Origin of the sequence: Nocardia rhizosphaerihabitans (genome assembly GCF_014646295.1) — a bacterium.
Classification (GTDB): Bacteria; Actinomycetota; Actinomycetes; order Mycobacteriales; family Mycobacteriaceae; genus Nocardia; species Nocardia rhizosphaerihabitans.
In genome coordinates, this window is record NZ_BMNE01000002.1 from 958,637 (window position 1) to 982,189 (window position 23,553).

The window sequence follows — 23,553 nt, forward strand, 5'->3', positions numbered from 1 at the left end:
GTCACCCGCGCTCGGGCGTGGTTTCGATTTCTCGGTGCAACGAACGAACCGTCACTCCCGGTGCGCCCGATGCGGCGAACCATGAAGCCAACGCGGCACCGTCGAGCCACTGCGGACTGTGCTCGCCCACATCGACGGGCCCGCCGATCGCGCCGACCGCGCCCGCCACCTCGCAACCCGCCAACCGGGCGCCGCGGAAACTGGCATTGTCCATCCGCGCTTCGCGCAGGCTCGCGCCGCGGAAATCGGTGTCGCCGAACGTCGCTCGCCGCAGGTCGGCGCCGGTGAGGTCGGCGCGATGGAAATCGGAGGTCGCGAAGTCGGCCTTCATCAGCCGGGCACCGTGCAGCCGGGCCTCGCGCAGCGTGCAGTCACGGGCTTGGGCCTTGCCGAGATCGGCGCCGGTGAGATCGGCCCCCGACAGATCCGTCGACAACATCCAGGCACCGTAGAGATCGGTGTCGACCAGCCGGACCCCGGTCAGCCGCGCCTCGCCGAGTTCGGCCCCACCGAGATCGAGCCCGGACAGATCACTGCCGCCGAGATCGAGTCCCCAACCGTTGAACAACATTTCGGTGGTCCGCGGCACGGCCGGATCGGTCGGCAGCCGGTCCAGATAGTGCGCCAGCGCCTTCCTGGCATCGGGGTCGCTGGGCCAGCGGGGGACGGTATGCAGCTCGCCTTTCGATCGGCGCCGCCAGAACATCATGAGGCATGTTTACACCCCCCGGTTCTCCTGCGAGAACGATCCCGGGACGAACGCGCTCAGCTGGCCCGATGAATGGGGTGGACCCGAGACAATGCCCGCTTCGCCTCGGCGAGCGAGATCATCTGATCCTCGTCGTCGATCTCGGCGACCGCGGCTTCGGCCCATTCCCTGAGCAGGGTTGATACCCCTACACGTCGCTCGTCGGCGAGATCTTTCAACCGGGAATGCAGGCCGAGCGGCAACCGGATGGAGGTGGTCACCATGATGTCCTCGTTGGCGGGCAGGCGGGGCGGAGCTTCGGCGGGCGCATCGGAGAAACTCAGCCGATCCAGGTAGTCGGCGAGTTCCTCTTTGCTCGATGGATAGTCCTGATCGCTCATGACCGGTTCCCACTTTCCCACTGCTCGAATTGCGCCAGTTCCTCGGCGCGCATCGCTCGTGCGCCGATGATCACCCACGTCCAGTCGTCGCGCTGCCGTGTGACCACGATCAACGGGCGCCCGGCCGTGGTGCGCCCCCACACCGTCAGAACGGTCACCTGGCCGTCGAAGGCCGGGCGTGGCCACCGTCGTGACGCTGCGAGGACCTGCCGAACCTCGCTGGGTTCGACGCCGATCAGGTGAGCGATCGCCCAATCAGGCCACTCGAAACCCATAGGTCAATAATACGCACGTAGTAATAGCGTAGGAAAGCGCTGAGTATGCAGGGGTGTGGATTCATCCAGCTAGGGGTAGCCACTGTGTAGATTTCACCAAGTGTTGACCATCAGCCGTTTAGTCGCCGATCCCGCGCTGGGCTTGCGGATCGTGACGCCGGAGCTCGCCGAACGCCTGTCCGCCGAGATTCGCTGGCTGCACACCACCGAGCTGCCCGACCCGTCGCGCTATATCCGCCCTGGCGAGCTGGTGCTGACCAACGGGCTCTGGTACCCGCGCGTCTCCGCGGAACAATTCGTCGACGCGCTCGTTCGGGCAGGCGCCGCCGGCTTGGTCTTCGGGCTGACGGCACAGACCCCCGCTTTACCGGAAGAACTTGTCGCACTATGCATCGCGCGCGACCTCCCGCTGGTCGAACTGTGCATCGGTGTCCCGTTCGCCGCGCTCACCCGCGCCGCCGCCCGCATCCAGAACGAAGTGCTGCAAGCGGAACTGACCGCGACGGTGCGCCGGGGGAACGCACTGGCGACCGCCTTGTCGCGGGGCAGCGGTGCGGTCGGCGTCCTCGAAATCCTGCGCGGGGACACCGAGTTGCCGCTGCTCGTGGTGGATCGCCGGGGCCGCTGCCTGGCCGCCATCGGCTGTGCGCCGACCGCCGAGCAGATCCGGCTGGCCGCCGCCGCGCTCAATCGCACACCGCCGCCGCTCGAGGTCGACCTGCTCGTTGCCGCACCATCGCCGCTCTATCTCGTCGAGGGCGCGATGGGCGAGATCGATGCTGGGCTCTACTGCCTGGAACCGGCGGCTGCCATGACCGCGGCCGACCGGGAGGCACTGGACCAGGCGGCCCGGTTCCTGAGTCTTGAAGTCACCAAACAGCAAGCGGTGCAAGCCATCGAGGCCCGTTTCGCGGCCGAGCTGCTGGAGATGATCCTGTCCGGACCCGGTCGCACCGGCGAGGTGAGTCAGCGGCTGCGCGCGTACGGCGTGCCGGACGGGTCACTCGCGGTGTTCGCCCTCGCGCCCGCGGACGAGGACGTGCCCCTCGACGACATCGCCGACGCCGCGGGCGCGATCTTCGCCGCCCACGGCATCCCGGTGTTCACCGCCGCGGGCAGCCGGGATGTGGTGGCGGTGTGCCCGTGGGAGCGCACCGCCGCGGAACTGCCGATCTTCGCCGGCGAGCTGTCGGCCGACATCGTCCGGCGCGCGTCGGCGCGGCGCATCGTCATCGGTCTCGGCGAGCTCGCCGCCGTCGCGGGCCTGCGCGAACAGCTGGTGCGGGCCAGGGAGGTCTGCCAGGTGCTGCGCGCGCAGGACGGCCCCGATACGGCCACCTTCGCCGATATCGCCACCCACCGCATGCTGCTCGGCCTGCTTGACCCGCAGGTCCTGAACCGGTTCACCGACCAGGTGCTCGGCGCGGTCCGTGCGCACGACGCCCGCGCGCGCACCGAACTAGAGCACACCCTGCGCGTCTTCCTCGCCAACGACGGTCGCTGGGGCGTCACGGCGGCAGCGCTGCACGTGCACGTCAACACCCTGCGCAACCGGATGGCCAGGATCGCGGAGCTGACCGGCCGCGATGTCGACCGGCTCGCGGACGTCGTCGACCTGTTCCTGGCGCTGACCGGTCCTCAGCGGGGATAGACCTCCGGATCCACGGCGTAGGTGGGCAGCGGACGGACGGCCGTCTCGGCGTCCGCCCGGGCCCAGGCGGCCACGTCCCGGCACCGCGCGAACGTCACGTCGCCGCACTCCTGCGCGTAGCGGATCAGGTTGCGCAGAGCCATCATCCGGCCGGGGCGCCCGGTGAGGAACGGGTGCATGCACACGTTGAACAGGCACCGATAGTGCCGCATCCCGTCGAGCTCGGCCCGCCACATCCGCTCTACCTTGTCCGGCGATTCGATGACCGACCCGATCCGCGGTTCCGGCAGGTACGCGTACTGCTCCCAGTCGTCGAGCGACCAGTGCACCGGCAGCTCCACGACGGGCCTGTGCGCTCCGGGAACCAGGTACGGCCGGTCGTCACCCATCAGCGAGGAGTCGTAGGCCAGGCCGTATTCGGCTACCAGACAGAGGGTTTCGCGACTGGCGCCCCACATCGCCGCCCGGTGCCCGGCGATCTCGATCCCCTGCGCGGCGAAAACATCCAGTGCCCGAACGAAATCCGCGCGCTCGGCGCCGGGCGGCAGCGAGGTCGGCGCCCGATGGCTGTAGGAGTGATGGGCGACCTCGTGCCCGCGGTCCACGATCGACGCGGCCAGTCCCGGCCGCCGTTCTGCCACCCAGCCGGGGACGAAGAACGTTGCCGGAACGGCCATGTCGTCGAGGAGATCGAGGATCCGCGGCACGCCGACATCCGGCCCGTAGGACTGGTGTGACATCACCATCGGGTGCTCGGCGTAGTGCCTGCCCTCGGCGAGGATCGGCGTCTCCGCGTCGACGTCGAAGGTCAGCGTCGCCACGGCGGCCGCGCCACGGGTCCACGAGGTCATCGGCGCGCGCGCCAGGCCGCGGCAGTGTCCAGATTCGCCATGGGGTGCAGCATCTCACGGTCGAACGGGTCCAGCGGCTGCCCGGCCTCGACCCGGCGCGGCAGGTCGGGGTTGGCGAGCGCGCCGGTGCCCAGCGACAGCAGATCCGCGTGCCCGCCGGTGAGCACGTCCGCGGCCTGGGGCAGGGCGTGCATCCCACCGTTGGCGATGACCGGCCTGCCGGACACCTCGCGGGCGAGCTGGGTGATCGTCGACCCGTCGGCCAGGCGCGCTGTCTCCAGGAAATTGCGGCCCTCGCTGGCGATGTGCAGGTAGGACGCGTCGGTCAGCGCGCCGAAGATCACCCGCGCGTCGGCGTCGGCGCCGGGCCAGCGGTAGGTGAAGTCGTTGACCTTGGTCTGCGACAGCCGCACACCGACCGGGAGATCGCCGACCGCGGCGCGGACCGCCTGCAACACCCGCACGGTCAGCCGGATCCGGTTGGCCACCGGGCCGCCGTACTCGTCGGTGCGCTGATTGGTGTAGTCGGTGAGGAACTGGTCGAGCAGATAGCCGTTGGCTCCGTGGATCTCGACGCCGTCGAACCCGGCCGCTCGCGCGTTCGCCGCTGCTGCGGCGAACCCGGCGACCACCTCGTCGATATCGCGCAGGGTCATCTCCCTCGGCGCGCTCCACGGGCCGCCGACGCCGCCGTAGTCGGCCATCATCTGCCCGGGCGGCGCCACGGCGGAGGGCCCGATCGTCTCGGCGCCGTAGGAGTTGCCCTGGGAGATCGCGCCCGCGTGCATCAGCTGCGCGACGATCGGCACTCCCTCGGCGTGCACGGCGTCCACCACCGCCCGCCAGCCGGCGACGTGCGCAGCGGTGACCAGGCCGGGCTGACCGTAGTAGCCCTGGCTGTGCGTGGCATCCGGGTAGATGCCCTCGGTAGTGATCAGGCCGAAGCCGCCCGCGGCGTATTCGCGGTAATACTCGGCCATCCGGTCGGTGGGCGTGCCGTCCGGTGCGGCGGAGATGCGGGTCATCGGGGCGACGGTGAAACGGTTGCGCAGCCGGAGGGTGCCGAGCTCGAACGGCGCGAGGGCGGGGTGGGCCAGGTCGGTGGTGGTCATCGGATCTTCTCCTCGGTGGTGGCGGGCAGGACGGTCAGGGTCAGTGGGCTCGGACCTGCACCGTTGATGACGTTGTGGTCCTGCGGGCAGGACGAGACGACGACGAGACAATCCATCTCGGCGCGGAAGGTGATCGCATCGCCGGGCCGGGTGGGCGCCGCGAACCAGGACAGGTCGCCGTCGGCGCCGACGGGGATGCGCATGAACACGTTGATCGGTTGCGGGATGTGTGGCAGCGCCGGATAGCCGTGCCCGGCCATCGCCAGCGCCAGGTTCTCGGCGCAGCTGGCATGGCCCGGATCGCCGTACGCCGCATAGCGTTCCGGGTCGCAGGCGGCGATGAGCATGTCGTGCGTGCCCGGTGAGGTGTCGTCGAGGTAGGTGAGGATCGGGCGTCGCCGGTTGGTCACGAACGCCTCGCCCAGCGTCGGGAACAGGCGGCTGGTGTGGGTGCGGGTGTGTGCGGCGCTGTGGTACTCGGTGATGTCGTCGGCGTTGTAGGCGAACACGTCACCCACCTGGCCGCCCGCGACATCGGTGATCCGCACTCGGTCGCCGGTGCGCAGGAGTACCGACCTGGCCTGTCTGGCCGGCACGGTGACCGGCTCGGGGTAACTCAACGCTGTCATGCCGTTCAGTCAACCGATCGGCGGCGGGTGCGCGCTATGGATGTATCCACACTCTCTGGCGTATCGGATGGGCATTTCTACATATCCTGCCGTCGGCGTGCGCGATAGCGTGCGAGTAATCCGATTCGACGCTGGGGAGTGCCGCAATCATGACTGCCATCGCGACGGCACAGGTCGTCACCGCCGGCGAGACCACCGCGACTGCTGTGGTCGAGGATGCGATAGCTGCTGCGCACCGACCAGATTCGGCTTCGTCGATGATCGCCGTCACCGATGAGCGCGCCCGCTTCCAGGCCGCCGCGAGCGACCGCAGGGCCCGCCGCGGAATCCGGCGCAGTGTCCTCGACGGTGTGCCGATCGTGTGGAAGGACCTGTTCGACGTGCAGGGCACCGTCACGACGCGCGGTTCGGCCAGTCACCAGCACGACGAACCCGCCGCCGTCGACAGCGAACTGGTGCGGCGGGCGCACGACAGCGGGCTGGTGACGGTCGGCAAGACCAATCTCAGCGAGTTCGCGTTCTCCGGTCTCGGGATCAACACTTGCTTCGGCACACCGGCCAATCCGGTGGATCCGGCGCTGATTCCCGGCGGATCGTCGTCCGGTTCGGCCGTCGCGGTCGCACGCGGCACAGTGGCGCTGGCTGTCGGGACCGACACCTCCGGCTCCGTCCGCGTGCCTGCCGCGCTGTGCGGCATCGTCGGATTCCGTGCCAGCCCAGGCAGATACGGCCCGCACGACTTCGCACCGCTGTCGCCGACCCTCGACAGCATCGGCCTCTTCGCGACCACGGTCGCTGATATCGCCGCGCTCGACGGCGTGCTGATCCCTGCCACGCATCGCGCCATGTACTCACTCGGCCGCGTCGCGGACGACACACAGTGCGTTGCGGACAAGACTCAGCGCGCCGCTGACGACATACAGCGCGCCGCGGACGACACGCAGCGCGTCGTGGCAGGCACGACCGCCGGCATACGGAGGTGTCCGCCGCCACGGTTCGTTGTGCCCACGGGCGAATGGACCGAGGACCTCGCCGCCCCGGTGGCCGACGCCTTCGCCACCACCCTCGCACAGATGCGCACCGCAGGCGCCGATATCGAGGTGCGTCCAATCCCATCGCTGGACGCGGCTCAGCGGCTGATGGACGAGCACGGCACGATCGTCGGCGCCGAGGCCTACCGCCTGCACAGCTACCGCCTGACGTCGACGATGCCCATCGAAGCAGCCACCCGCCGCCGCCTCCACGCCAACGTGCACACCGCCGACACCATCGGCCCGGTGTATGCCGCGATGCCCGGACTCCGTGCCGAATTCGCCGCCGAGCTGGGCAATGCGGTGCTCCTGTGCCCGACGGTGCGCTGCCTCCCACCCCGGATCGCCGACCTGCAGACCGACCCGGACCGCTACGACAGCGCCAACTCGGCGGTCTTGCGCACGACCATGGTGCTCAGCTATCTCGGCAGCTGCGGGATCAGCGTGCCCACGCCGAGCCGAGCGCCGGGGCGGGGTGTCCTGCTGTCTCTGCCGGCGGGTGGGGACGACGCGCTGCTGGCGGCGGCCGCGTGGAGCGAAGAGGTACTGCGTCCCGGCCCGGATCGATAGCGACGCCCGCGGCCGGCGATTCGGCCCATCTCGCGGAAGCGGTCCGGATGGCCCGATATCGGGGGCGCCAGGTCTGTTGCGGCACACCGTGACCGCCGAGGTACCCGCCGAGCGGACGACCCGGCCGTACCCTCGAATGCGCGCGGTCGGTTCGTTGTCCTCCGCGGATCTGGACAAGGTGCGGAGGAAGGGGAGGGCGCCATGGTGCGCGCCGGCGAGATCGATCGCCCGCTGTCGCCGTCGGAACGCTGGTTCTGGCTGGTTGATCAACTGTCCCCGGCCAACTGTGTGGTCCGGTTACGAGTACGTGGCCCGATCGGTGCGTATCGACTGGAGGAGGCGGCGGCCGCCGTCGTCGCCGAATACCCGCTGTTGCGCACGATCGTCGACGACGGTCCCCGATTCGTCCCCTCGGACGACCCGCACCTGCCGGTCCTGCACCGCATCGTCGCCGACCCCGAGGAGTGGCGCACAGTCTTCGACGACCAGCTCACCACACCAGTCGACCTGTCGACGGCACCGGGCCGCCTCGTCGATCTCGCTTGGCGCCCAGGCACTTCCGACGAACTGCACGACCTGATCCTGGTCTTCTCACACGTGCTGATCGACGGCCGTTCGATGGCCTCGCTCGCGTCACGCATCCTCGCCGTCGCCTTCGGCGCGCCCGGTCCCACCGCCACCCGGCCACCGATCCCGGCCGCCGACGACCTGATCCCACCCGCGCACACGCGTCTGCTCCGGTGCCTGCGCGCCAACCTCGCCGGTCAGCTCACCGCGACGGTCCGGCGCCCCGTGGGCCTCCCCGGCGACTTGCCCCCGCTGCCCGTTCGCTGCACCCGCACCGTGCACCGCACCATCGAAGGCGACCAGCTCGCCGAGCTCCGCACCCGCTGTCACCGGGCCGGCGTCACCGTCAATGCCGCGCTCGCCGCCGCCCTCGCCCAGGCGCTGGGCCAACTGAATCGCCCTGGACGATCCGGCGTGGCCGGGATCGGCATCCCGGTCGACCTGCGGTCCCGACTACAACCACCACCCGCCGACGACGAACCCGGCATGTTCACCGCCGTACTCCCGACCTTCGTCCCCTTCGGCTCGAACCACTCACTGTGGGACGCGGCCCGCACCGCGAAAATCCAACTGTCCCAACGTCTCGCCGACCACGCAGACCTGACCGGCCTGGCCGCCATCCGCTACGGCTGCCCCCGTTCGCTCGAATCGGGAAGGCGCGCCGTAGAACTCGTAGACCGCCGCGCCCCCTGGAATGTCACCCTCAGCAACCTCGGCCGCCTCACTCCGCCCGAAACCCCCGAGCCCCTGCCCATCACAGCCCTCACCGTCGCAGGCACCAACTCCTGCGCCAGCGCCCTCACCGTCGCCGTAGCCACCTTCGACACCACCCTCTCGATCACCTTCTGCTACGTCGACACCATGCTCCCGCGCGCAACCATCGAATCCCTCGCCGACCACACCCTCGCGCCGCTCATCTCGAGCAGGCCCTAGGTGAGCCGTTCGCGCAGCAGCTCGCGGAGGGCGGCGCGGTCGGGTTTGTTCGTGCGGCCGCTGACGGGGATCCGGTCGACGCTCACGATGTCGTCGGGGACCGCGGTGGTGTCGATGATCTGCGGCAATCGGGTGCGCAGCAGCGCGGCGACATCGCCTGCGTCCGGGTCGGTGACGACGGCGAGGACAACGCGTTCGTCGCCGATCTCGTCGGGGATGCCGATCATGATCGCCTCGCGGACGCCGTCGATCGCCGTGATCACCGGCTCGTACAGCCCCGGGTAGATGTTGGTCTTCCCGCGGATCATCATGTCCTTCTTGCGTCCGGTGAGCACGAGCTGGTCACCATCCCAGCGCGCCAGATCGCCGGTGCGGACCTCCGAGAGCGGGTCGTCGCCGAGGTAGCCGCGGCACAGATTCGGTCCGGCCAGCACGAGTTCGCCGTCGTCGGCGATCCGGGCCACCACCCCTGGTACGGGAGCGCCGAGCAGATCGCCCTCGTGCGCGAGCTTGGCGACATCGTTGGTGACGGCGACCGGCAGGATCTCGGTCATCCCATAGATGGCGAGAAACTCGGTGCTGGGCAACGACTTCCGTGCCCGCCGCAGCAAGGCGGAGGTGACGGGAGCGCCACCGAGGGCGACTTGGCGCAGGTACGCAGGCGCAGAGATCTCGCCGGACTCGAGCGCGTCGAGCGCGACGGCCAGGTCGGCGGGTGTGTAGAACGCGTGGGTGGCGCTGTGCAGGCCCTGGGTGAACCGGACCGGGTCGATGTGGGTGCCGAAGCGCGGATACGGCGGCATCGCCCAGCGCGCGCCCGCCATGAGCGCGGGCAACCCCATCATCAGCTGTTCGGTGTGCAGGAACGCACCGGGCGCGAGACTGGTCCGTCCGCTCATCGCGGCCAGTCCCGCACCGAGCGAAGCACGAGTGTGCACAACGGCTTTCGGCTCATCGGTGGTGCCCGAGGTGAACACGATCAGCGCGGCTGCTTCCGGATCGGCGGGTACGTTCGCAGCTCCGGCGGCAGCACCGGTGAAGCGGCGCAACGGAATCGAACCGGCCGGCGTCCCCGGCAGCCAGGGACCGCTGTGGATGTGCCGCACATCGAGTGCGCCGAAACGGGGGAGACTCAGCCCGCGCCGACGCCCGAATCCGGCCAGGGGGCCGCTCACCGCGTACAGCAGCGACTCGGTGGCCGCCCAGGCGGGATCAACCAGTTTCACCCGCTGAGCGAACAGCGAGGGCCCGACGCCGGGGTCGACGAAGACGATCGTGCCGCCCGCCGCGATCACCCCGAAGATCAGGGTCACCGAAGCCACGCTCGGCCGGATCGAGAACAGCATCCGATCACCGGGCAGGAACCCGGCCGCCCCGAGGTTGTAGGCGACCCGGTCGACGGTGTCGACGAGCTCGCGATAGGTCAGCGCGCGTTCGCCGACCGTACCGAGGGCGGACGCGTCGGGAATACGGTCGGCCTGCATGGCGAGGCGTTCGAGAAAGTCGGTCGTCATCGAATATCGACGACCTCGGGCCGGTACCGATGGTCGGCGTACCAGGCCAGCGTCTTGCGGATGCCCCACGCACGCACCCGCCGGTTGGATCCGTACACCCGGACATCACGGCGCAACCCGTAGTCGGTGGTGATCGTGCGCACCGCGTTGACCAGCGCGCGATCCTCGTGCAGGTCCTCGATCGCCGTACGCGGGAATCCGCCTGCGGCAAGGTACAACTCGGCGGTGATCGCCATATTGCACCCGGGCGTCATCACATAGGGACCGAGATATTTCGGATCGCGATTACCCGAGCGCACCTTCCCGAAGGCCGACGCCACCTCCAACGCGACCCGGATGACGGTGCGATCCCGCCACGAAACCCCTTCGTCCGTCCGCGGAATCAGCTGCCCGCTGACCAGGCGCAGCCCGGAATCGAACCCGGCCTTGATCCGCTGCGTCCAGTCGGGCGCGGGCAGGCAGTCGGCGTCGGTGCGGGCCAGAAAGGTCGCCCCCTGCGCGATCGCGTACCGCATCCCGGTGTCGGCGGCCGCGCCGGTGCCTTTCTGCGGCTCGGTGATCACCTCGATCGCCGGGACCGGATGCGCCGCGGCGAACGAACGCACGATCTCGACGGTGGCGTCGCTGGAGTTGTTGTCCACCACAACCACCGTGAAGTCGGTATCCCGTTGCGCCGCAATAGCAGTCAACGTCGCGCCGATCCCGCGCTCCTCGTCGAACGCGGGAATCACCACCCAGAGCGCACCGCTGTTCACAGGTCGGCCACCAGCTGGTCGAGACCACCGATCCCGGTGACCCACTCGTGGAAGCGCTCGAGACCGTCGGCGAACGGCACCGTCGGCCGGTAGCCGAGTTCCCGTTCGGCACGGGAGATGTCATAGGTCGCCGACCGCGTGACGAGCGCGACCGCATACCGCGACAACGGCGGCGTCCAGCGCTGCGCGACCGCCGGAATCCGCCACACCGTCTCGATCGCCGCCAGCGCGCCACTCAACACCGGCGGGGGCACGGTGATACTCGGCGCGGCCAACCCGAACCGCTGCGCCACCACGCCCATCGTCGGCCACACCGACACCGGCTCGGCATCGGCGACGAAATAGGCTCGCCCACCGACCTTCTCGGCCTCGAGCGCCAGCTCCACCGCCTGCACGAGATGGTCGACGTAGCACAGCGACGCCCACACCTCCCGGCCGCCGGACAGGTCGGGCAACCGCCCCGCCCGCAACTTCGCCAGAAGCTGCACGATCGGCCCGCGCCGATCACCGGGCCCCCACACCGCGCGCGGCCGCAGCGAGCACGTCGTGAACTCCGGCGTATCGGCCGCCAGCACCAGCTGCTCGGCCACCGCCTTGGTCTCGCAATAGCTGTTCAGGAACCGGGCGGGGTAGGGCGCCGACTCGTCGATGCCGAGCTGGTCGCCACCGTCGGGCGCCATCAGCGCACTCGGACTCCCGATGAAGACGAACCGCGCCGCGCCTGCCGCCGCGGCCTCCTGCATCAGCCGATCGGTCCCGGCCACGTTCACCGCGAAGAACTCCGCGGGCCGCCCGAATTCCCCGAGCAGCGCCGCGGCGTGCACCACGGCACGCACTCCGGACACGGCGCGAGCCAGGGTCGCGGCGTCCGCGAGATCGGCCACCGCCACCTCGGCACCGGCCGGCGCGGACGCGGGGTCGCGCGCCATCGCCCTGACCGGCACACCGCGCGCCAGCAGGCCGCGCACGATCGCTCCGCCGACGAAGCCGCTCGCCCCCGTCACCAGCACAGTCATCGCGTCACCATAAGGCGCGCACGCGGCGCGGACAGCTGGGCACACCGATTCGCGCTGTCGCCGCCGTCCACGCCGGGCTCACCGATCGGCCTCGCCGAGGGTCTTCCACCACGTCGCACCGAACAGCATCGTCATCGCGGCGGCCCGCCCCGGCCCGATTCCCCGCTCGGCGGCCACGCGGCGCGCGGCGGGAATCTGGGCGAGATGCGCGCCGACGCTGAGCGCCAGGTCGATCCAGAACGCGATCTTCAGCAGGCGCGAACGGAACGGCCGCACGACCCCGAGTATCACGAATGCCCAGCCCAGCACAGGGATCGTCCGCAGCGCGAGTACGGTCCCTCGGCTCGGAGCGCTCGCCGTAGCCGCGCGATGTCGTGCCTGGCTCTGTTGCGGTGCCGCCACCGTCCACCTCTCTGTATTTCCGTCCGCTCTCGAAGCGGCGTGTGTTGTCATCACCGCACCCCCGGCCCGCGGTAGGTGACGGCCGCGGCGGTGGGTCCGCCGTCGGCCGCGACGAACAGCAGCGGCCGTTGCGTCAGCCCGGCATCGCGCGCCGCCACATAGGCGGCCGTCAACGCGGACGTGTGCGCGTCACCGGCGAAGTCGTCGGTCACCACGGCGCCGACACCGAGCTCTGCCGCCAGTGCGGCAGCGAAGCCGGGCGTCGGTTTGCCGCACACGAGCACGACCTGGGCCGCGTCGATATCGTCGGCCGCCAGCGCTTCGCGCGCCGCCGCGACCGCGTGCTCGACGAGTTCGGCGGTGTCGGTACCGAGCTCCACCGTCAACGCCGACCGGCCGGTGGAGCCCATCGTCGACAGGTTCACATACCCCTGCGGGTCGGGCAGCGCGTCACCGGCGCTCACATGCACGCCGCCGAAACCGACAGCGTCGGTGGAATTCTCGAGCACCAGTGCCGCGCCCACCGGTTCGAACGGGAAGTCGGCGTCGGCCCGCATCGACGGGTGCGCGTCGCCGGAGACGATGACCACGTGTCCGGCGGGCAGGTCGGCCAGCAGCGACGCGGCGACACCGACGGCATTGACCACGCCGCATGCCCCGTTCATCAGGTCGAACGACAGACACGGCACGTCACCGGGCCGGTACTCCAGGCCGATGCCTGCGGCCTGCTGGATGAGCGCCGCCACGGCCGGTTCGACGAGGTTCGCGTCGCGGTACACCCCGACATTGATCAGCGCGTCGATCTGTTCGGGCGTACAGCCCGCGCCGGTCAGCGCGGCACGCGCGGCCTCGGCCGCCTGGCCCACCGAACTGACTCCGCCGGTCTGCGTCACGGCCGAAGAAATGATGATTCCCATACTGTCCTATACCCGCAGATCGCCGATTGTCACCGACAGGAACCCGGCGACCACCCCGGAGGCGGCAGGCACGAGCAGCACCTTGGACCCCGGCGCGAGCAGACCCTGCCGCACTGCGTCGTGCAACACCACGAAATGCGATGTCGACGCGGTGTTTCCGTATCGGTCCAGCACCGCCAGCTTCGGCGGCATCACCGAGTCGAACTCGCGCTCGGCGATCTTGTCGATCAATTCCACTGCGGGACCGCTGAATTGGTGATGAATCAGGTAGTCGTAACCCTCGTCGGCGAAGCCGGAGCCACGGGCGGTGAGGAATTCACGCTGCCGCGAGGTCCACAGCAGGTACCGCGACTCGTTGTGCATCGCGCGATTGTCGGTGTAGAGCGCCACACCGGGACCCTGATCGCTCGGCATGCCGAGGCACAGTTTCGCGAACGCCGCACTGGTGTTGAGCTCGACGTAATCCAGGCCGGGTCCGTCGGTGCCGTCGAGGATCACCGCAGCGCCCGCGTCACCGACAGTGAGCGAGGCGAACTGCGGGTCGTACTTCTGCGAGATCTCGCGGACCGCGGTGTCGGAGATCGGCGTGATGCACTCGCCGGAGACCACCATGCCCCGCCGGGCCGCACCGGACCGAATCATTCTGTCCAGCAACAGGACTCCGGTCATCATTCCGGCGCACGCATTGGACACGTCGAAGTGGATGGCCCGCGTCGCCCCGAGCGCGTTGCGCAGCAGCAGCGCGAACGACGGCTCGAAGCAGAAGTTCTCGCCGCGGGTGCGGGTGATCGAGCAGGAGATGATCACGTCCAGATCGGCGGCGTCGTACCGGGAATTCGCCAGCGCGCTGCGGGCGGCGGCGAGGGCGATGGTGTACGAGTCCTCCGGCCTGCCGTCCGGGTCGACGCCGCGGACGCGACGCGCCACGACCCCGCTGACCTTCTCCAGATCCAGGGGCGCGTCGACGGCCAATCGGCTCATCAACTCCGCTGTGGTCACCTCGCGGGCCGGCAGATACGCGCCGACGGCTTCGATTGTCGATCTCACCATGTGTTCACTTCCGAATATCGCGCGATGCACAATCCGCCATCAGCGCATCTCGTCGATCCTAGTCACAGACCTTCACTATTCGGTCACGGTCAACTAGATTGTGCCGGGGTGTGGAGTGCCGCCCGACGCCATGAACTCACCCTCCTAGCCGCAGGTCAGCCCTGGCTGCCTGGCGTTCTGCTGCTCGGCAGGATCGCACGGCCGATTCGCAAGGTCCCCAAACTCGGCTGGTTCGTTGCCGATCCGCTGGTCGCGCGCCAGATCTACAACGACAGCACGCACTTCAGCATCGTCTCCGAAGGCGCGGCCGGGCACTGGTGGGCGCAGGTCATCGGCGACTGGGTCGAGGACCTGTTCGAAGGCCCAGGCCATACCGAGCTGCGGACCACAGTGCGCGACCTGTTCACCCTCACCCACACCGATGCCCTCGTCGAGCGCGTAATCGGCCCCGACCTGCGGGATCTGCGGGAGCGGCTGGCCGCGGGCGAGACCGTCGACATCGCCGCCCGCGCCCAGATCCTGGTCGGGCGCAGCGTGTCCGACCTGGTCGGCATGCGCCCCGAGGACATCGCCGCGGCCATCGGCGGCGACCACACCGACGACCTGGACGCGCTGTTCCTGCGGCTGTTCCACCATGTCGAGGAGCTGGTCAACCTCGGTTTCGGCACCATGGCATCGACCACCCTCGACCCGGTCGCGGTGGCCCGCGCGAAGGAGCTGGCCGGGCAGTTGGCTGTCAATGTCCCTAGCGCCTACGCACGCGCGGATCCCGACACCACCCTCGGGCGCTGCCGGGAGCTGGGTCTGGATGTCGAGCACGCGGCGGGGCTGGCGATTCTCATGGCCGTGGCAGGCACCGACACCCTGGCCAGCGCCATGACCAGAATGGTCGCGATCATGCACGACACCGGGCAGCATCGGGCACTGCTCGGCGCGCCCGAGCGGCTGCCCGACGCGGTCCGTGAGACCCTGCGGGTGACCAGTCCGGCCTATCTGGTCGGGCGCTCGGTCACCGCCGACGTGAACATCGCCGGGCGCGAGCTGCGCGCGGGCGAGCACGTCAAGATCCTCACCTGGACGATCAACAACGCGGTCGGCGATTTCAGCGTGCACCGCGACTACGTGCCGGAGACCCGGCAGCTCTGGTTCGGCGGCGGCCGCCATCTGTGCCTTGGCGCGCAGCTCGTCCACTCCGAACTCACCGCGCTGCTCGCGGCGCTCACCGCGGCGGGCACACCGTGGCAGATCGTCGAGCGCCGCTACCGCCGCAAGGTCTTCATCCCCACCTACGAGACGCTGCGCATACGCCTCGCGAACTGAGCACCGCCCTGGCCGGGTAATGGCGACGTTGTCCAGTCGGCGATTAAGCTGAGCATCGTCATGGGAGAGCCGCACACACTGGAAGGATCGCCGGTCGAACTGGGCCGGCGCGCGATCAGCGACGTCGAGATCGCCGCATGGGCTCAGCGATTCGACCTGCTCTCAGACCCCAACCGCCTGGAAATCCTGCTGTGCCTGCACCGCACCCCGGGCATCAGCGTCGGCGAACTCGCCGCCGCCATCGGCCGCACCGAGAACGCGATCTCCCAAGCCCTCCGCATCCTGCGCCACGAGGGCTGCGTCACCTCGACCCGCGAAGGTCGCACGGTCACCAACCGTCTGACCGACCCGATCATCCACGAAATACTCCACACCATCGGCGCCAAACACGCCTGACGTTGCGGCTCAGGGGAATCCGTCGACCTCGTCGGCGGATACCTCGGTCATGCCGACACTCCTTCAGCTCGCGGATCCGGGACGGACGATCATGAGGACGACCACAGCCGTCCAGAGCAGGTTGTAGATGCCTGCCAGCATCGACAGCACCCGCAGGCGCTTGCCGTCGTCGGGTTCGTCCAGTGCTTCGCGTTGCATCGGGTAGATCTGCACGGCGAGCAGACCGCCGGCGATGGCGGTGGTCACCATGGCGGTGGTGATCCAGATTTCGTTCATCCGGCCCTGGATCGTGGCCAGCACGATGCCGATCACCGGGACGATGATCGCGAGTTTGGCGTAGTTGCCGGTGATCCGGTGCAGGGCAACGGCCACGGACTTGCTGCGTACCGACTCGGGGTCGGGGCCGCCCGCGGCGACCGGGGCATAGCGGGGGAACAGGCTGGTCGCGACCGCCGAACCCCCGACGAAGACGATGCCCGCGACCACATGCACGGACAACAACAGATGTTCCACCTACCGACTCCCTCCGGCCTTCAATGTGGCTGAAGCTTAGCGCGAGTTTCAACAACATTGAAGGTCGGATTTGTCACGTCCGGTGACGGCGCGGGTCAGGGCGGCGACGCGCCGGTGAACGCGGCCACGATGGCCGCGCCGACCCGCCGCTGAATCGGGTCGGCCTCGGGCCCGAAAAGCTGAGTGTCCACCTGTGTCACCACTTTTCGTGCCTCACCGAGCAGCTGCGTCCCCGCCTCGGTGAGCTCGATCGCCGACGCGGACCCCGCCCGCGCGGTGCGATCCTGCACCAGCCCCGCCGCGACGAGTGACTTCACCGCCGTGTGCACGCTCTGCACGCTCGTCCCCGACATCCGCGCCAGCTCGCTGAACGACGCCCCCGGCACCCCGTTGATGTGACCGAGCAGCCCGAGCCGGGCCACCGTGAGATCCAGCGGCGCCAAGGCCGCACTCAACTCGGCCTCGACCCGCCGAGACAGTGTGATCACCAAGATGGTCGGGCTCATCGCCGGCGGTCGGGGGCGGGGATTCTCGGTGGTCACCGAGCCATTTTCCCGCATGCGCCCGCGCCCGGCGACGACAGGCCGGACGCGGGCGCGGGCGATCAGATGCCAGAGCGGATCATGCCCTTGCAGCGCATGAGGAATTCGGCGAGGTAGCCGTCGTGCGGTACGCCGGGGCGCAGCCACGTGGTGGGGTTGTCGCCGAGGTAGAGGTTGGTGATCGTCGGGTCGTTCAGGAGGGCGTCGACCAGTTCGCCGCGCGTGGTCATCGCGGTGAGGACGAGCGAATTCCGCAGGGGCGCAATGCCGTCGGTGGTGCGCCAGGGGCCGACCCAGACGCAGGGGAAGGCCAGTTCGACCCCGAGTTGCGGTGCGGTCGCGGAGTCGACCAGGTGTACGGCCGGGCGCAGTACCGCGCCGCCGGAGCGGAGTTCGTCGACGATGGTGTCGCCGCCGAGCAGGGGCCGCGCCGTGCCGGCGACCTCGTGCAGGTACTCGTCGATCGCGGTCACCGTCGCCACCGGTTGCACGGTGAGGATGGCGTCGGGGTGATCGGCGGGCAGGCTCGGGATGCGGGCGAGACGCTCGGCCAGCGCCTGCGCCACCGGCTCCGGATCGCCTTCGACCAGCACCGCGGTGGTGCAGGTGCAGGCGGTGCCGCCCAGGTGGCTCACCGAATCGGCGATCACCTCGATGTGGTCGCGCCAGTCGACGTCGGCGGTGATCAGGATCTTCGACCGGCCCGGCCCCTGGGTGAGCACGCGCGAGCTCGCACCGTACTTGTCGACGACATCCTGGCCGCCGTAGACGATCGCGTAGTCGGCCTCGGCGATGATCACATCGGCGGCGGCGTAGTCGGTGGGCAGCAGGGTGATCGTCTCGGGCGGGAAGCCCGCCATCCGCAGGGCGCTCACCAGCCGGAAGGCGGTGAAGGGCTCGCGCGCCGACGGCCGGACCACGACCTTGTAGCCCAGCGCCAGCGCCTCCGGCCAGAGTCCGTGCACCGCGGGGGTGTTACCTGCCGCGTGTACCGCGAAGACGTCGCCCTTGCGGACCCACACGGCCGCGCCGTCGCGGGTGCGCGCGTCGGACCATTCGGCGACGGCGCCCGGTGGCATCGCCAAAGCCAGTGTGTCGCACTGGGATCGCAGGACCTCGGCGACCCACTCCACCGACTGGCGCACCACCTGCTGCGGCACCCCGGACACCGTCGAGACGATCCGGATGTACTCCTCGGGGTCGAGCCCGCCGATGGTCGCGGTGGTGAACAGCTCGGCGGCCTTCTTCATCAGGGCGAGGCGTTCCTCGGCGGGGACGGTCGGCGCCGACCGCATCGCCGCGATGGCGCGCCGCACGAACAGGGCCGGAACCTGGCCCAGCTCACCGACTTTCGTGCCGTCCAGCGCGGTGATCGGGATGCGCTGCCTGGCGCGGTAGGAGCCGGCGGGGCCCAGGGCGTCGATCTCGATCATCAGTACACACCCTCGATGACGGACTTGTCGGCGAAGGTCGACACCGGGCGCACATCGGCGACCGCGCAGCCCAGCGTGTTCGGCGCGGCCTCGGCGCGCAGCGCGGTGTCGCGCTCCAGATTGTTCGGCAGCAGAGCGTACTTGGTGAGGTGGTTCATCACGACCTGCCCGCGTTCGCCGACCGCGACATCGTCACCGGTGGCCGGGTCGACCACCCGGAACGCGATGTAGGGGCTCGGCGTATCGAACACGGCGAGGCCGTCCTCGCGTTCCTCGTCGCGCTCGCGCGACATGCCGAGGATGGTGGTGCTGCCGTACAGGCCTTTGAGCGGTATGCCGGGAAAGACCTCCTGCCGCAAGATCTCTCGCGTGTCGGCGTCCATGTGCGCCCCGCTCCAGCACAGGAACTTCACCTGCTTGCGCACCGCGTCGACCAGCTCCTCGCGCCGGGCCAGCCGCTCCAGCAGCGGCGGCGTCGCGATGAGGATGCCGACCGACTGGGTCGTCAGGATCGCGGCCGCCTGGTCGATGAGGTGCTCGGCGTAGCGATCGGCGCCCTCGGTGTCACCGGAGCCGATGAGCTGCTTGATCCACCGCGGGTCCAGATCGACGGTGAACTTCACCCCGTTGTGCCTGCGCGCGCGCCGGGAAGCGAACTCGCCGAACATGTGTGGGCCACTGGGCGCGATGGCGAGGGTGTTCGTGGTCCCCAGCTCGGCATAGTGGTGTTCGTCCCACGACAGCGCGAATTCCATCCACCGCTCGAACATCACGAACCGCTTCGGCGCCCCCGTCGTCCCGCCGCTCTCGAAGATCCCCGCGATCTCCCGATCCGCCCCACGCAGCCCCCGCGGAATCAGATCCTCGACCGCGACGTCCCGGAATTCGTCGATCACGTTGGGAAACAACCGCAGATCGTCGAAGGTCCGCACGTCGGCCACCGGATCGAACTCGAGCCCCTCCGCCCGCCGCAACCAGTACGGGCTCCCCGTCTCGGCACCGAAATGCCAGCTCATCAACGCCCGGACGTAGTCGTCGGGATCGACGTCGACAGCGTCCAGATCGAGTATGTCGGAACACATGGCACAGCCTCCGAGGTGCGCAAACAATGGGCGTTCAGCGAGCTCCATCGTTCCGTTCCCACCCCTGTCCGAACCCCCGAGCGGACCCACGTCGATCAGACGATAGGAACGTCCATGGTCCGCCGGTGGCGGTGCGGATTCCGCCTACGCGGGAAGGGCGGGGACGGTGCGGGCGTGGGTTATCTCGGGGGAGACCGTGACGACGTCGCAGGCGGCTAAGAGCGTGTCGGGGAGGTCGGGGCCGAGGTGGGCGAGGCTGGGGGTGACTATGGCGGCGGCTTCGGTGGTGGCGACCACGTCGAGGAGGCGGCCGATGGGGTCGGTGGTGCGGTCGCTGAAGACGACGGTCTTGGTGAAGCGGTAGCCGAGACGTTCGGCTAGGGAGCGGATCTGCGTTTCGTCCCAGGACTGGGCGACACCCGAGATGTCGCGGCGCAGGTATCCGATCGCCGGTGGCTTCATGGGGGAGACGCTACCGGCGCGGGGTGTCCGTTGCCGTGAACGCGGGCGAACGTGAGTCGAATTCGCAATCTGACTGATGCTCATTTCGGAATCTCGTCCGCGGGGGTGCGGCGCCGTGATCTACTGCTCGCCAACTCGGGTGGAACGAGGTCTCGACGACGAGGTCGAGCGGCGCCCGGTGTACGCAGGAGACAACGATGGTGGACAGAAGAATGCAGCGGGCGGCCGGTTCGATGGCCGCGTTCGCGGTGGCGGCGGGTTTCGCGGTGGCCGCGGTTCCGGGCACGGCGGCGGCCGCCCCGGGAACGATCACCTGGAACGACGGGAACAGCAAGTTCACCAGGACGGTGTCGAACACCAACCCGGTCGTCGGCGACACGGTGACCGTCACGACGAAGTTCGAGCGCACCGGCATCCCGGTCGAGTACATCTACAACATCAAGGACCTGCACCCCGCCTGCCTGACCCCGGTCGCGGGCTCGGCGAAGATGGGCGGTGACCAGGTCCAGCTCGACACGTCGTCCTCGGATTGGGTCCGCGCCGAATTCGGGATCACCAAGTACCCGGTGTACCCGAACATCGAGCCGAAATCGCAGACCTTCGAGGTGCAGTACAAGGTGGGCGTCAACTGTGCCCGCGACACACCGCTGCCGACCTCGATGCACTACGGCGGTTCGCTCGGCGACGGCACCTACCAGGGCAAGGGCCCGAACATCACGGTCTCCAGCGACGCCGTGTCGAGCACGGTCATCACAGACGTGACCGGCGCGCAGGTCGGCAAGGCCGTCACCCTGGAGGCGAGCGTGTCCCCGGCGGCGGCGGGCGGCACGGTCCAGTTCAAGGCGGGCGACAACGTCCTGGGCGACATTCCCGTCGCCGCGAACGGCAAGGCCTCCATCGTGTGGACGCCGGGCGCGGCGGGCGCCTACACCATCGGCGCGACGTTCTCCGGCCGCAGCGGCGTGGCGAGCTCGTCGACCACCAAGGTGGTCACCGTGGCCGACGTGCCGACCGATCCCGGCCCGGGTGACGGCGGCGGCACCGGCACCGGATCCTTCGGGTTCTGATCACCCTCCCCGGCACGGAATCGTCTGCTACCAGGTCTCGTTGGAGATCAGTGCGGTCAGCAGCTGACGAATCGCGGCGACCCGCCGTTCCGTGCCGGGGAGCTGGTCCAGCGCGCACTCGGGGTCGGCCGGCGGGCCCAGATGAGTGCAGCCGCGCGGGCAGTCCTCGATGGCGTCGGCGAGGTCGGTGAACGAGGCGATCACGTCGTCGGGCGTGATGTGGGCCAGACCGAACGAGCGCACGCCGGGGGTGTCGATCACCCAGCCGCCCTCGGGCAGCGGCAGCGCCACCGACTGGGTGGAGGTGTGCTTGCCCTTGCCGACACCCGACACCTCGCCCACGGCCCGATACGCATCGGGCACAAGACGATTCACCATCGTCGACTTGCCGACACCGGAGTGCCCGATCAGGGCGGTGAGCCGATCGTCGAGCAGTTCCAGCACCGGCGCCATCGGATCGTCGATCCCCGCGTAGAGGATCTTCAGGTCCAAACCCTCGAAGGCGGCGGCGAATTCGGATTCCGCGACCAGATCGCGTTTGGTGAGCACCAGAATCGGTTCCAGCCCACCGGCATACGCGGCCACCATGGCCCGCTCGACGAAGCCGGTGCGCGGCGGCGGATCGGCCAGCGCGACCACGATGAACAGCTGTTCGGCATTGGCGACGACGATCCGTTCGAACGGATCGGTGTCGTCGGCGGTGCGGCGCAGCACGGTACTGCGCTCGGCGACCCGCACGATCCGGGCGAGGGTGTCGGGCTTGCCGGTCAGGTCACCGACGACGTCGACCTGGTCGCCGACCACGATCGGCGTGCGGCCCAGTTCCCTGGCCCGCATGGCGACGATGCGCCGGTCGGCGTCACCGTCGAGCACACAGCCCCAGCGACCGCGGTCCACCGAGACCACCATCGCGGCCTCGGCGTCGTTGTGCTGGGGCCGGGTCTTGGTGCGCGGACGCGAGGCCTTGCCGGGACGGACCCGGACATCGGATTCGTCGTAGCTGGCTGCGGAGCGGCCTTGGCGGCTCAGTGCGACGCTCCCTCACCCGATAAGGCGGACGCCAGCATCTGCTCCCACAGGGCGACGAAGGTTGGCAGCGTCTTGGCCGTCGTGCCGATGTCCTCGATCTCCACCCCGGGCACCCGCAGACCGAGAATCGCACCGGCGGTCGCCATCCGGTGATCTGCGTAGGAGTGCCACTGTCCGCCGTGCAGCGGGGCGGGCACGATCTCGAGGCCGTCCTCGGTCTCGGTGACATTGCCGCCCAGCCGGTTGATCTCGGCGGAAAGCGCTGCAAGCCGGTCGGTTTCGTGCCCGCGCAGGTGCGCGATGCCGCGCAGGACCGAGGGCGAGTCGGCCAGGGCGGCCAGCGCGGCGACGGTGGGGGTGAGCTCGCCGACGTCGTGCAGGTCGATGTCGATGCCCGCCAGGCGATCCGGGCCGCGCACGGTGAGCACGCCGTCGAAGATGCGGGCCTCGGCGCCCATCCTGACCAGGATCTCGCGGATCACGTCACCGGGCTGGGTGGTGCCGCGCGGCCACATCGGGATGCTCACCTCGCCACCGGTGACGGCGGCCGCCGCCAGGAACGGGGTGGCATTGGACAGGTCGGGCTCGATCTCCCAGTCGACCGCGCGGATCGGGCCGGGCTCCACGGTCCAGGTCTGGGCGCTGCGCGAGTCGGCGGGGGTGTGCACCACCACGTCGGCGCGGCGCAGCATCTCCACCGTCATCTCGATGTGCGGCATGGACGGCAGCGGCTTGCCGTCGTGCTGGACGGTGATGCCCTCGTCGAAGCGGGCGGCCGAGAGCAGCAGCCCGGAGACGAACTGCGAGGAACCCGACGCGTCGATGGTGACCGCGCCGCCGCGCAGGTGACCGGTGCCGTGCACGACGAACGGCAGCGCGTCGCCGTCGACGTCGAGGCCGAGCTTGCGCAGCGCGTCGAGGATGGTGGTCAGCGGGCGGAGCTTGGCCTGCTCGTCACCGAAGAACGCCACATCGCCGGTCGCGAGCGCGGCGGCGGGCGGCAGGAACCGCATGATGGTGCCCGCCAGGCCGCAGTCGACCGCCGTGCTGCGCAGCGGCGCCGGGGTGACCTCGAGGGTCTCGGCGTCACCGAGGATCTCGGTGCCCAGGCCCTGCAGTGCCTTGATCATCAGGTCGGTGTCGCGGCTGCGCAGCGCACCGGTGAGGGTGGACGGGCCATCGGCCAGTGCGGCCAGGATGAGCGCGCGATTGGTGATGGATTTCGAACCGGGCAGGGTCACGGTCGCGTGGACGGGGACCTCGATATGGGGCGCTGGCCAGAAACTCACCCGCCCATCTTCGCGCATGTGCGGTCCGGACACACGGGTGGTGTGGAATTAGGTGCGG

The 23,553-nt window shown here is 69.5% G+C and carries 25 protein-coding genes; 6 read left to right on the forward strand and 19 right to left on the reverse strand.

All coding sequences use genetic code 11. From position 1 onward, the window contains the following. Nucleotide 1 precedes the first annotated feature (1 nt). The 3 genes from IEY60_RS10890 to IEY60_RS10900 are packed head-to-tail and all read right to left on the reverse strand — an operon-like array spanning nucleotide 2 to nucleotide 1,364. On the reverse strand, nucleotides 2-709 hold the full coding sequence (locus IEY60_RS10890; protein ID WP_189026656.1) for a pentapeptide repeat-containing protein: 708 nt from the start codon (nucleotides 707-709) through the stop codon (nucleotides 2-4). A 56-nt stretch (nucleotides 710-765) separates the two neighbouring features. Beyond that, entirely contained in the window at nucleotides 766-1,089 is a 324-nt protein-coding gene (locus IEY60_RS10895) for a hypothetical protein (RefSeq protein WP_189026658.1), read from the reverse strand. Then, the gene (locus IEY60_RS10900; RefSeq protein ID WP_189026660.1) at nucleotides 1,086-1,364 is read right to left on the reverse strand and encodes a hypothetical protein; all 279 of its coding nucleotides are present in this window, start codon (nucleotides 1,362-1,364) and stop codon (nucleotides 1,086-1,088) included. The genes IEY60_RS10895 and IEY60_RS10900 overlap by 4 nt, the downstream gene beginning before the upstream one ends. A 100-nt stretch (nucleotides 1,365-1,464) precedes the next feature. Between IEY60_RS10900 and IEY60_RS10905 the strand changes: the two genes are divergently transcribed. Beyond that, the gene (locus tag IEY60_RS10905; protein WP_189026662.1) at nucleotides 1,465-3,015 is read left to right on the forward strand and encodes a PucR family transcriptional regulator; all 1,551 of its coding nucleotides are present in this window, start codon (nucleotides 1,465-1,467) and stop codon (nucleotides 3,013-3,015) included. Here the strand turns inward: IEY60_RS10905 and IEY60_RS10910 are convergent. The 3 genes from IEY60_RS10910 to IEY60_RS10920 are packed head-to-tail and all read right to left on the reverse strand — an operon-like array spanning nucleotide 3,003 to nucleotide 5,607. After that, nucleotides 3,003-3,866: a polysaccharide deacetylase family protein gene (locus IEY60_RS10910; protein WP_189026664.1), complete on the reverse strand. Its 864-nt coding sequence runs from the start codon at nucleotides 3,864-3,866 to the stop codon at nucleotides 3,003-3,005. The genes IEY60_RS10905 and IEY60_RS10910 overlap by 13 nt on opposite strands. Continuing rightward, nucleotides 3,863-4,978: an oxidoreductase gene (locus IEY60_RS10915; protein WP_189026666.1), complete on the reverse strand. Its 1,116-nt coding sequence runs from the start codon at nucleotides 4,976-4,978 to the stop codon at nucleotides 3,863-3,865. The genes IEY60_RS10910 and IEY60_RS10915 overlap by 4 nt, the downstream gene beginning before the upstream one ends. Beyond that, entirely contained in the window at nucleotides 4,975-5,607 is a 633-nt protein-coding gene (locus tag IEY60_RS10920; RefSeq protein ID WP_189026668.1) for a DUF1989 domain-containing protein, read from the reverse strand. The genes IEY60_RS10915 and IEY60_RS10920 overlap by 4 nt, the downstream gene beginning before the upstream one ends. 149 nt (nucleotides 5,608-5,756) lie before the next feature. Here IEY60_RS10920 and IEY60_RS10925 point away from each other — a divergent pair, with 149 nt between their 5' ends. Both IEY60_RS10925 and IEY60_RS36205 read left to right on the forward strand, forming a co-directional pair. Next, nucleotides 5,757-7,208, forward strand: coding sequence for an amidase family protein (locus IEY60_RS10925; RefSeq protein ID WP_189026670.1), 1,452 nt, complete (start codon nucleotides 5,757-5,759; stop codon nucleotides 7,206-7,208). 201 nt (nucleotides 7,209-7,409) lie between these two features. Continuing rightward, a complete protein-coding gene (locus IEY60_RS36205) occupies nucleotides 7,410-8,708 on the forward strand; it encodes a phthiocerol/phthiodiolone dimycocerosyl transferase family protein (RefSeq protein WP_268241466.1) in 1,299 nt (432 codons plus the stop codon). On the opposite strand, the gene IEY60_RS10935 is transcribed toward IEY60_RS36205, so the two are convergent. From IEY60_RS10935 to IEY60_RS10960, 6 genes are all read right to left on the reverse strand, one after another. Beyond that, entirely contained in the window at nucleotides 8,705-10,222 is a 1,518-nt protein-coding gene (locus IEY60_RS10935) for a class I adenylate-forming enzyme family protein (protein WP_189026672.1), read from the reverse strand. The genes IEY60_RS36205 and IEY60_RS10935 overlap by 4 nt on opposite strands. Then, nucleotides 10,219-10,977 carry a glycosyltransferase family A protein gene (locus IEY60_RS10940; protein WP_189026674.1) on the reverse strand — a complete coding sequence of 253 codons (759 nt, stop codon included), beginning with the start codon at nucleotides 10,975-10,977 and terminating at the stop codon, nucleotides 10,219-10,221. The genes IEY60_RS10935 and IEY60_RS10940 overlap by 4 nt, the downstream gene beginning before the upstream one ends. Next, on the reverse strand, nucleotides 10,974-11,993 hold the full coding sequence (locus IEY60_RS10945) for an NAD-dependent epimerase/dehydratase family protein (protein ID WP_189026676.1): 1,020 nt from the start codon (nucleotides 11,991-11,993) through the stop codon (nucleotides 10,974-10,976). Before IEY60_RS10945 ends, IEY60_RS10940 begins: the two co-directional genes overlap by 4 nt. Nucleotides 11,994-12,071: 78 nt before the next feature. After that, complete coding sequence (locus IEY60_RS10950) at nucleotides 12,072-12,269, reverse strand: hypothetical protein (RefSeq protein WP_229739703.1); 198 nt, start codon at nucleotides 12,267-12,269, stop codon at nucleotides 12,072-12,074. 176 nt (nucleotides 12,270-12,445) lie between these two features. After that, on the reverse strand, nucleotides 12,446-13,288 hold the full coding sequence (locus IEY60_RS10955; RefSeq protein ID WP_229739704.1) for a beta-ketoacyl-[acyl-carrier-protein] synthase family protein: 843 nt from the start codon (nucleotides 13,286-13,288) through the stop codon (nucleotides 12,446-12,448). 30 nt (nucleotides 13,289-13,318) lie between these two features. Beyond that, a complete protein-coding gene (locus IEY60_RS10960; RefSeq protein ID WP_189026680.1) occupies nucleotides 13,319-14,362 on the reverse strand; it encodes a 3-oxoacyl-ACP synthase III family protein in 1,044 nt (347 codons plus the stop codon). 108 nt (nucleotides 14,363-14,470) lie between these two features. Between IEY60_RS10960 and IEY60_RS10965 the strand changes: the two genes are divergently transcribed. After that, nucleotides 14,471-15,682: a cytochrome P450 gene (locus IEY60_RS10965; RefSeq protein WP_229739705.1), complete on the forward strand. Its 1,212-nt coding sequence runs from the start codon at nucleotides 14,471-14,473 to the stop codon at nucleotides 15,680-15,682. Between the two features lie 60 nt (nucleotides 15,683-15,742). After that, on the forward strand, nucleotides 15,743-16,078 hold the full coding sequence (locus tag IEY60_RS10970) for an ArsR/SmtB family transcription factor (protein WP_189026682.1): 336 nt from the start codon (nucleotides 15,743-15,745) through the stop codon (nucleotides 16,076-16,078). Nucleotides 16,079-16,141: 63 nt separating this feature from the next. On the opposite strand, the gene IEY60_RS10975 is transcribed toward IEY60_RS10970, so the two are convergent. The 5 genes from IEY60_RS10975 to IEY60_RS10995 form a co-directional block, all read right to left on the reverse strand. After that, nucleotides 16,142-16,591: a hypothetical protein gene (locus IEY60_RS10975; RefSeq protein ID WP_189026684.1), complete on the reverse strand. Its 450-nt coding sequence runs from the start codon at nucleotides 16,589-16,591 to the stop codon at nucleotides 16,142-16,144. Nucleotides 16,592-16,686: 95 nt separating this feature from the next. Continuing rightward, nucleotides 16,687-17,133 (reverse strand): MarR family winged helix-turn-helix transcriptional regulator, encoded by a 447-nt coding sequence (locus tag IEY60_RS10980; protein WP_189026687.1) that lies wholly within the window; start codon nucleotides 17,131-17,133, stop codon nucleotides 16,687-16,689. 62 nt (nucleotides 17,134-17,195) lie between these two features. Continuing rightward, the gene (locus IEY60_RS10985) at nucleotides 17,196-18,566 is read right to left on the reverse strand and encodes an aldehyde dehydrogenase family protein (protein WP_189026689.1); all 1,371 of its coding nucleotides are present in this window, start codon (nucleotides 18,564-18,566) and stop codon (nucleotides 17,196-17,198) included. Continuing rightward, nucleotides 18,566-19,648: an AMP-binding protein gene (locus tag IEY60_RS10990; RefSeq protein ID WP_189026691.1), complete on the reverse strand. Its 1,083-nt coding sequence runs from the start codon at nucleotides 19,646-19,648 to the stop codon at nucleotides 18,566-18,568. Before IEY60_RS10990 ends, IEY60_RS10985 begins: the two co-directional genes overlap by 1 nt. A 144-nt stretch (nucleotides 19,649-19,792) precedes the next feature. Further along, the gene (locus IEY60_RS10995) at nucleotides 19,793-20,110 is read right to left on the reverse strand and encodes a hypothetical protein (RefSeq protein WP_189026693.1); all 318 of its coding nucleotides are present in this window, start codon (nucleotides 20,108-20,110) and stop codon (nucleotides 19,793-19,795) included. A 197-nt stretch (nucleotides 20,111-20,307) separates the two neighbouring features. Here IEY60_RS10995 and IEY60_RS11000 point away from each other — a divergent pair, with 197 nt between their 5' ends. Further along, nucleotides 20,308-21,177 carry an Ig-like domain-containing protein gene (locus IEY60_RS11000; protein ID WP_189026694.1) on the forward strand — a complete coding sequence of 290 codons (870 nt, stop codon included), beginning with the start codon at nucleotides 20,308-20,310 and terminating at the stop codon, nucleotides 21,175-21,177. 27 nt (nucleotides 21,178-21,204) lie between these two features. Here IEY60_RS11000 and rsgA read toward each other — a convergent pair whose 3' ends face one another. Beyond that, entirely contained in the window at nucleotides 21,205-22,206 is a 1,002-nt protein-coding gene (rsgA, locus tag IEY60_RS11005; protein WP_229739769.1) for a ribosome small subunit-dependent GTPase A, read from the reverse strand. Next, the gene (aroA, locus tag IEY60_RS11010; RefSeq protein ID WP_189026698.1) at nucleotides 22,203-23,513 is read right to left on the reverse strand and encodes a 3-phosphoshikimate 1-carboxyvinyltransferase; all 1,311 of its coding nucleotides are present in this window, start codon (nucleotides 23,511-23,513) and stop codon (nucleotides 22,203-22,205) included. The genes rsgA and aroA overlap by 4 nt, the downstream gene beginning before the upstream one ends. Nucleotides 23,514-23,553 lie beyond the last annotated feature (40 nt).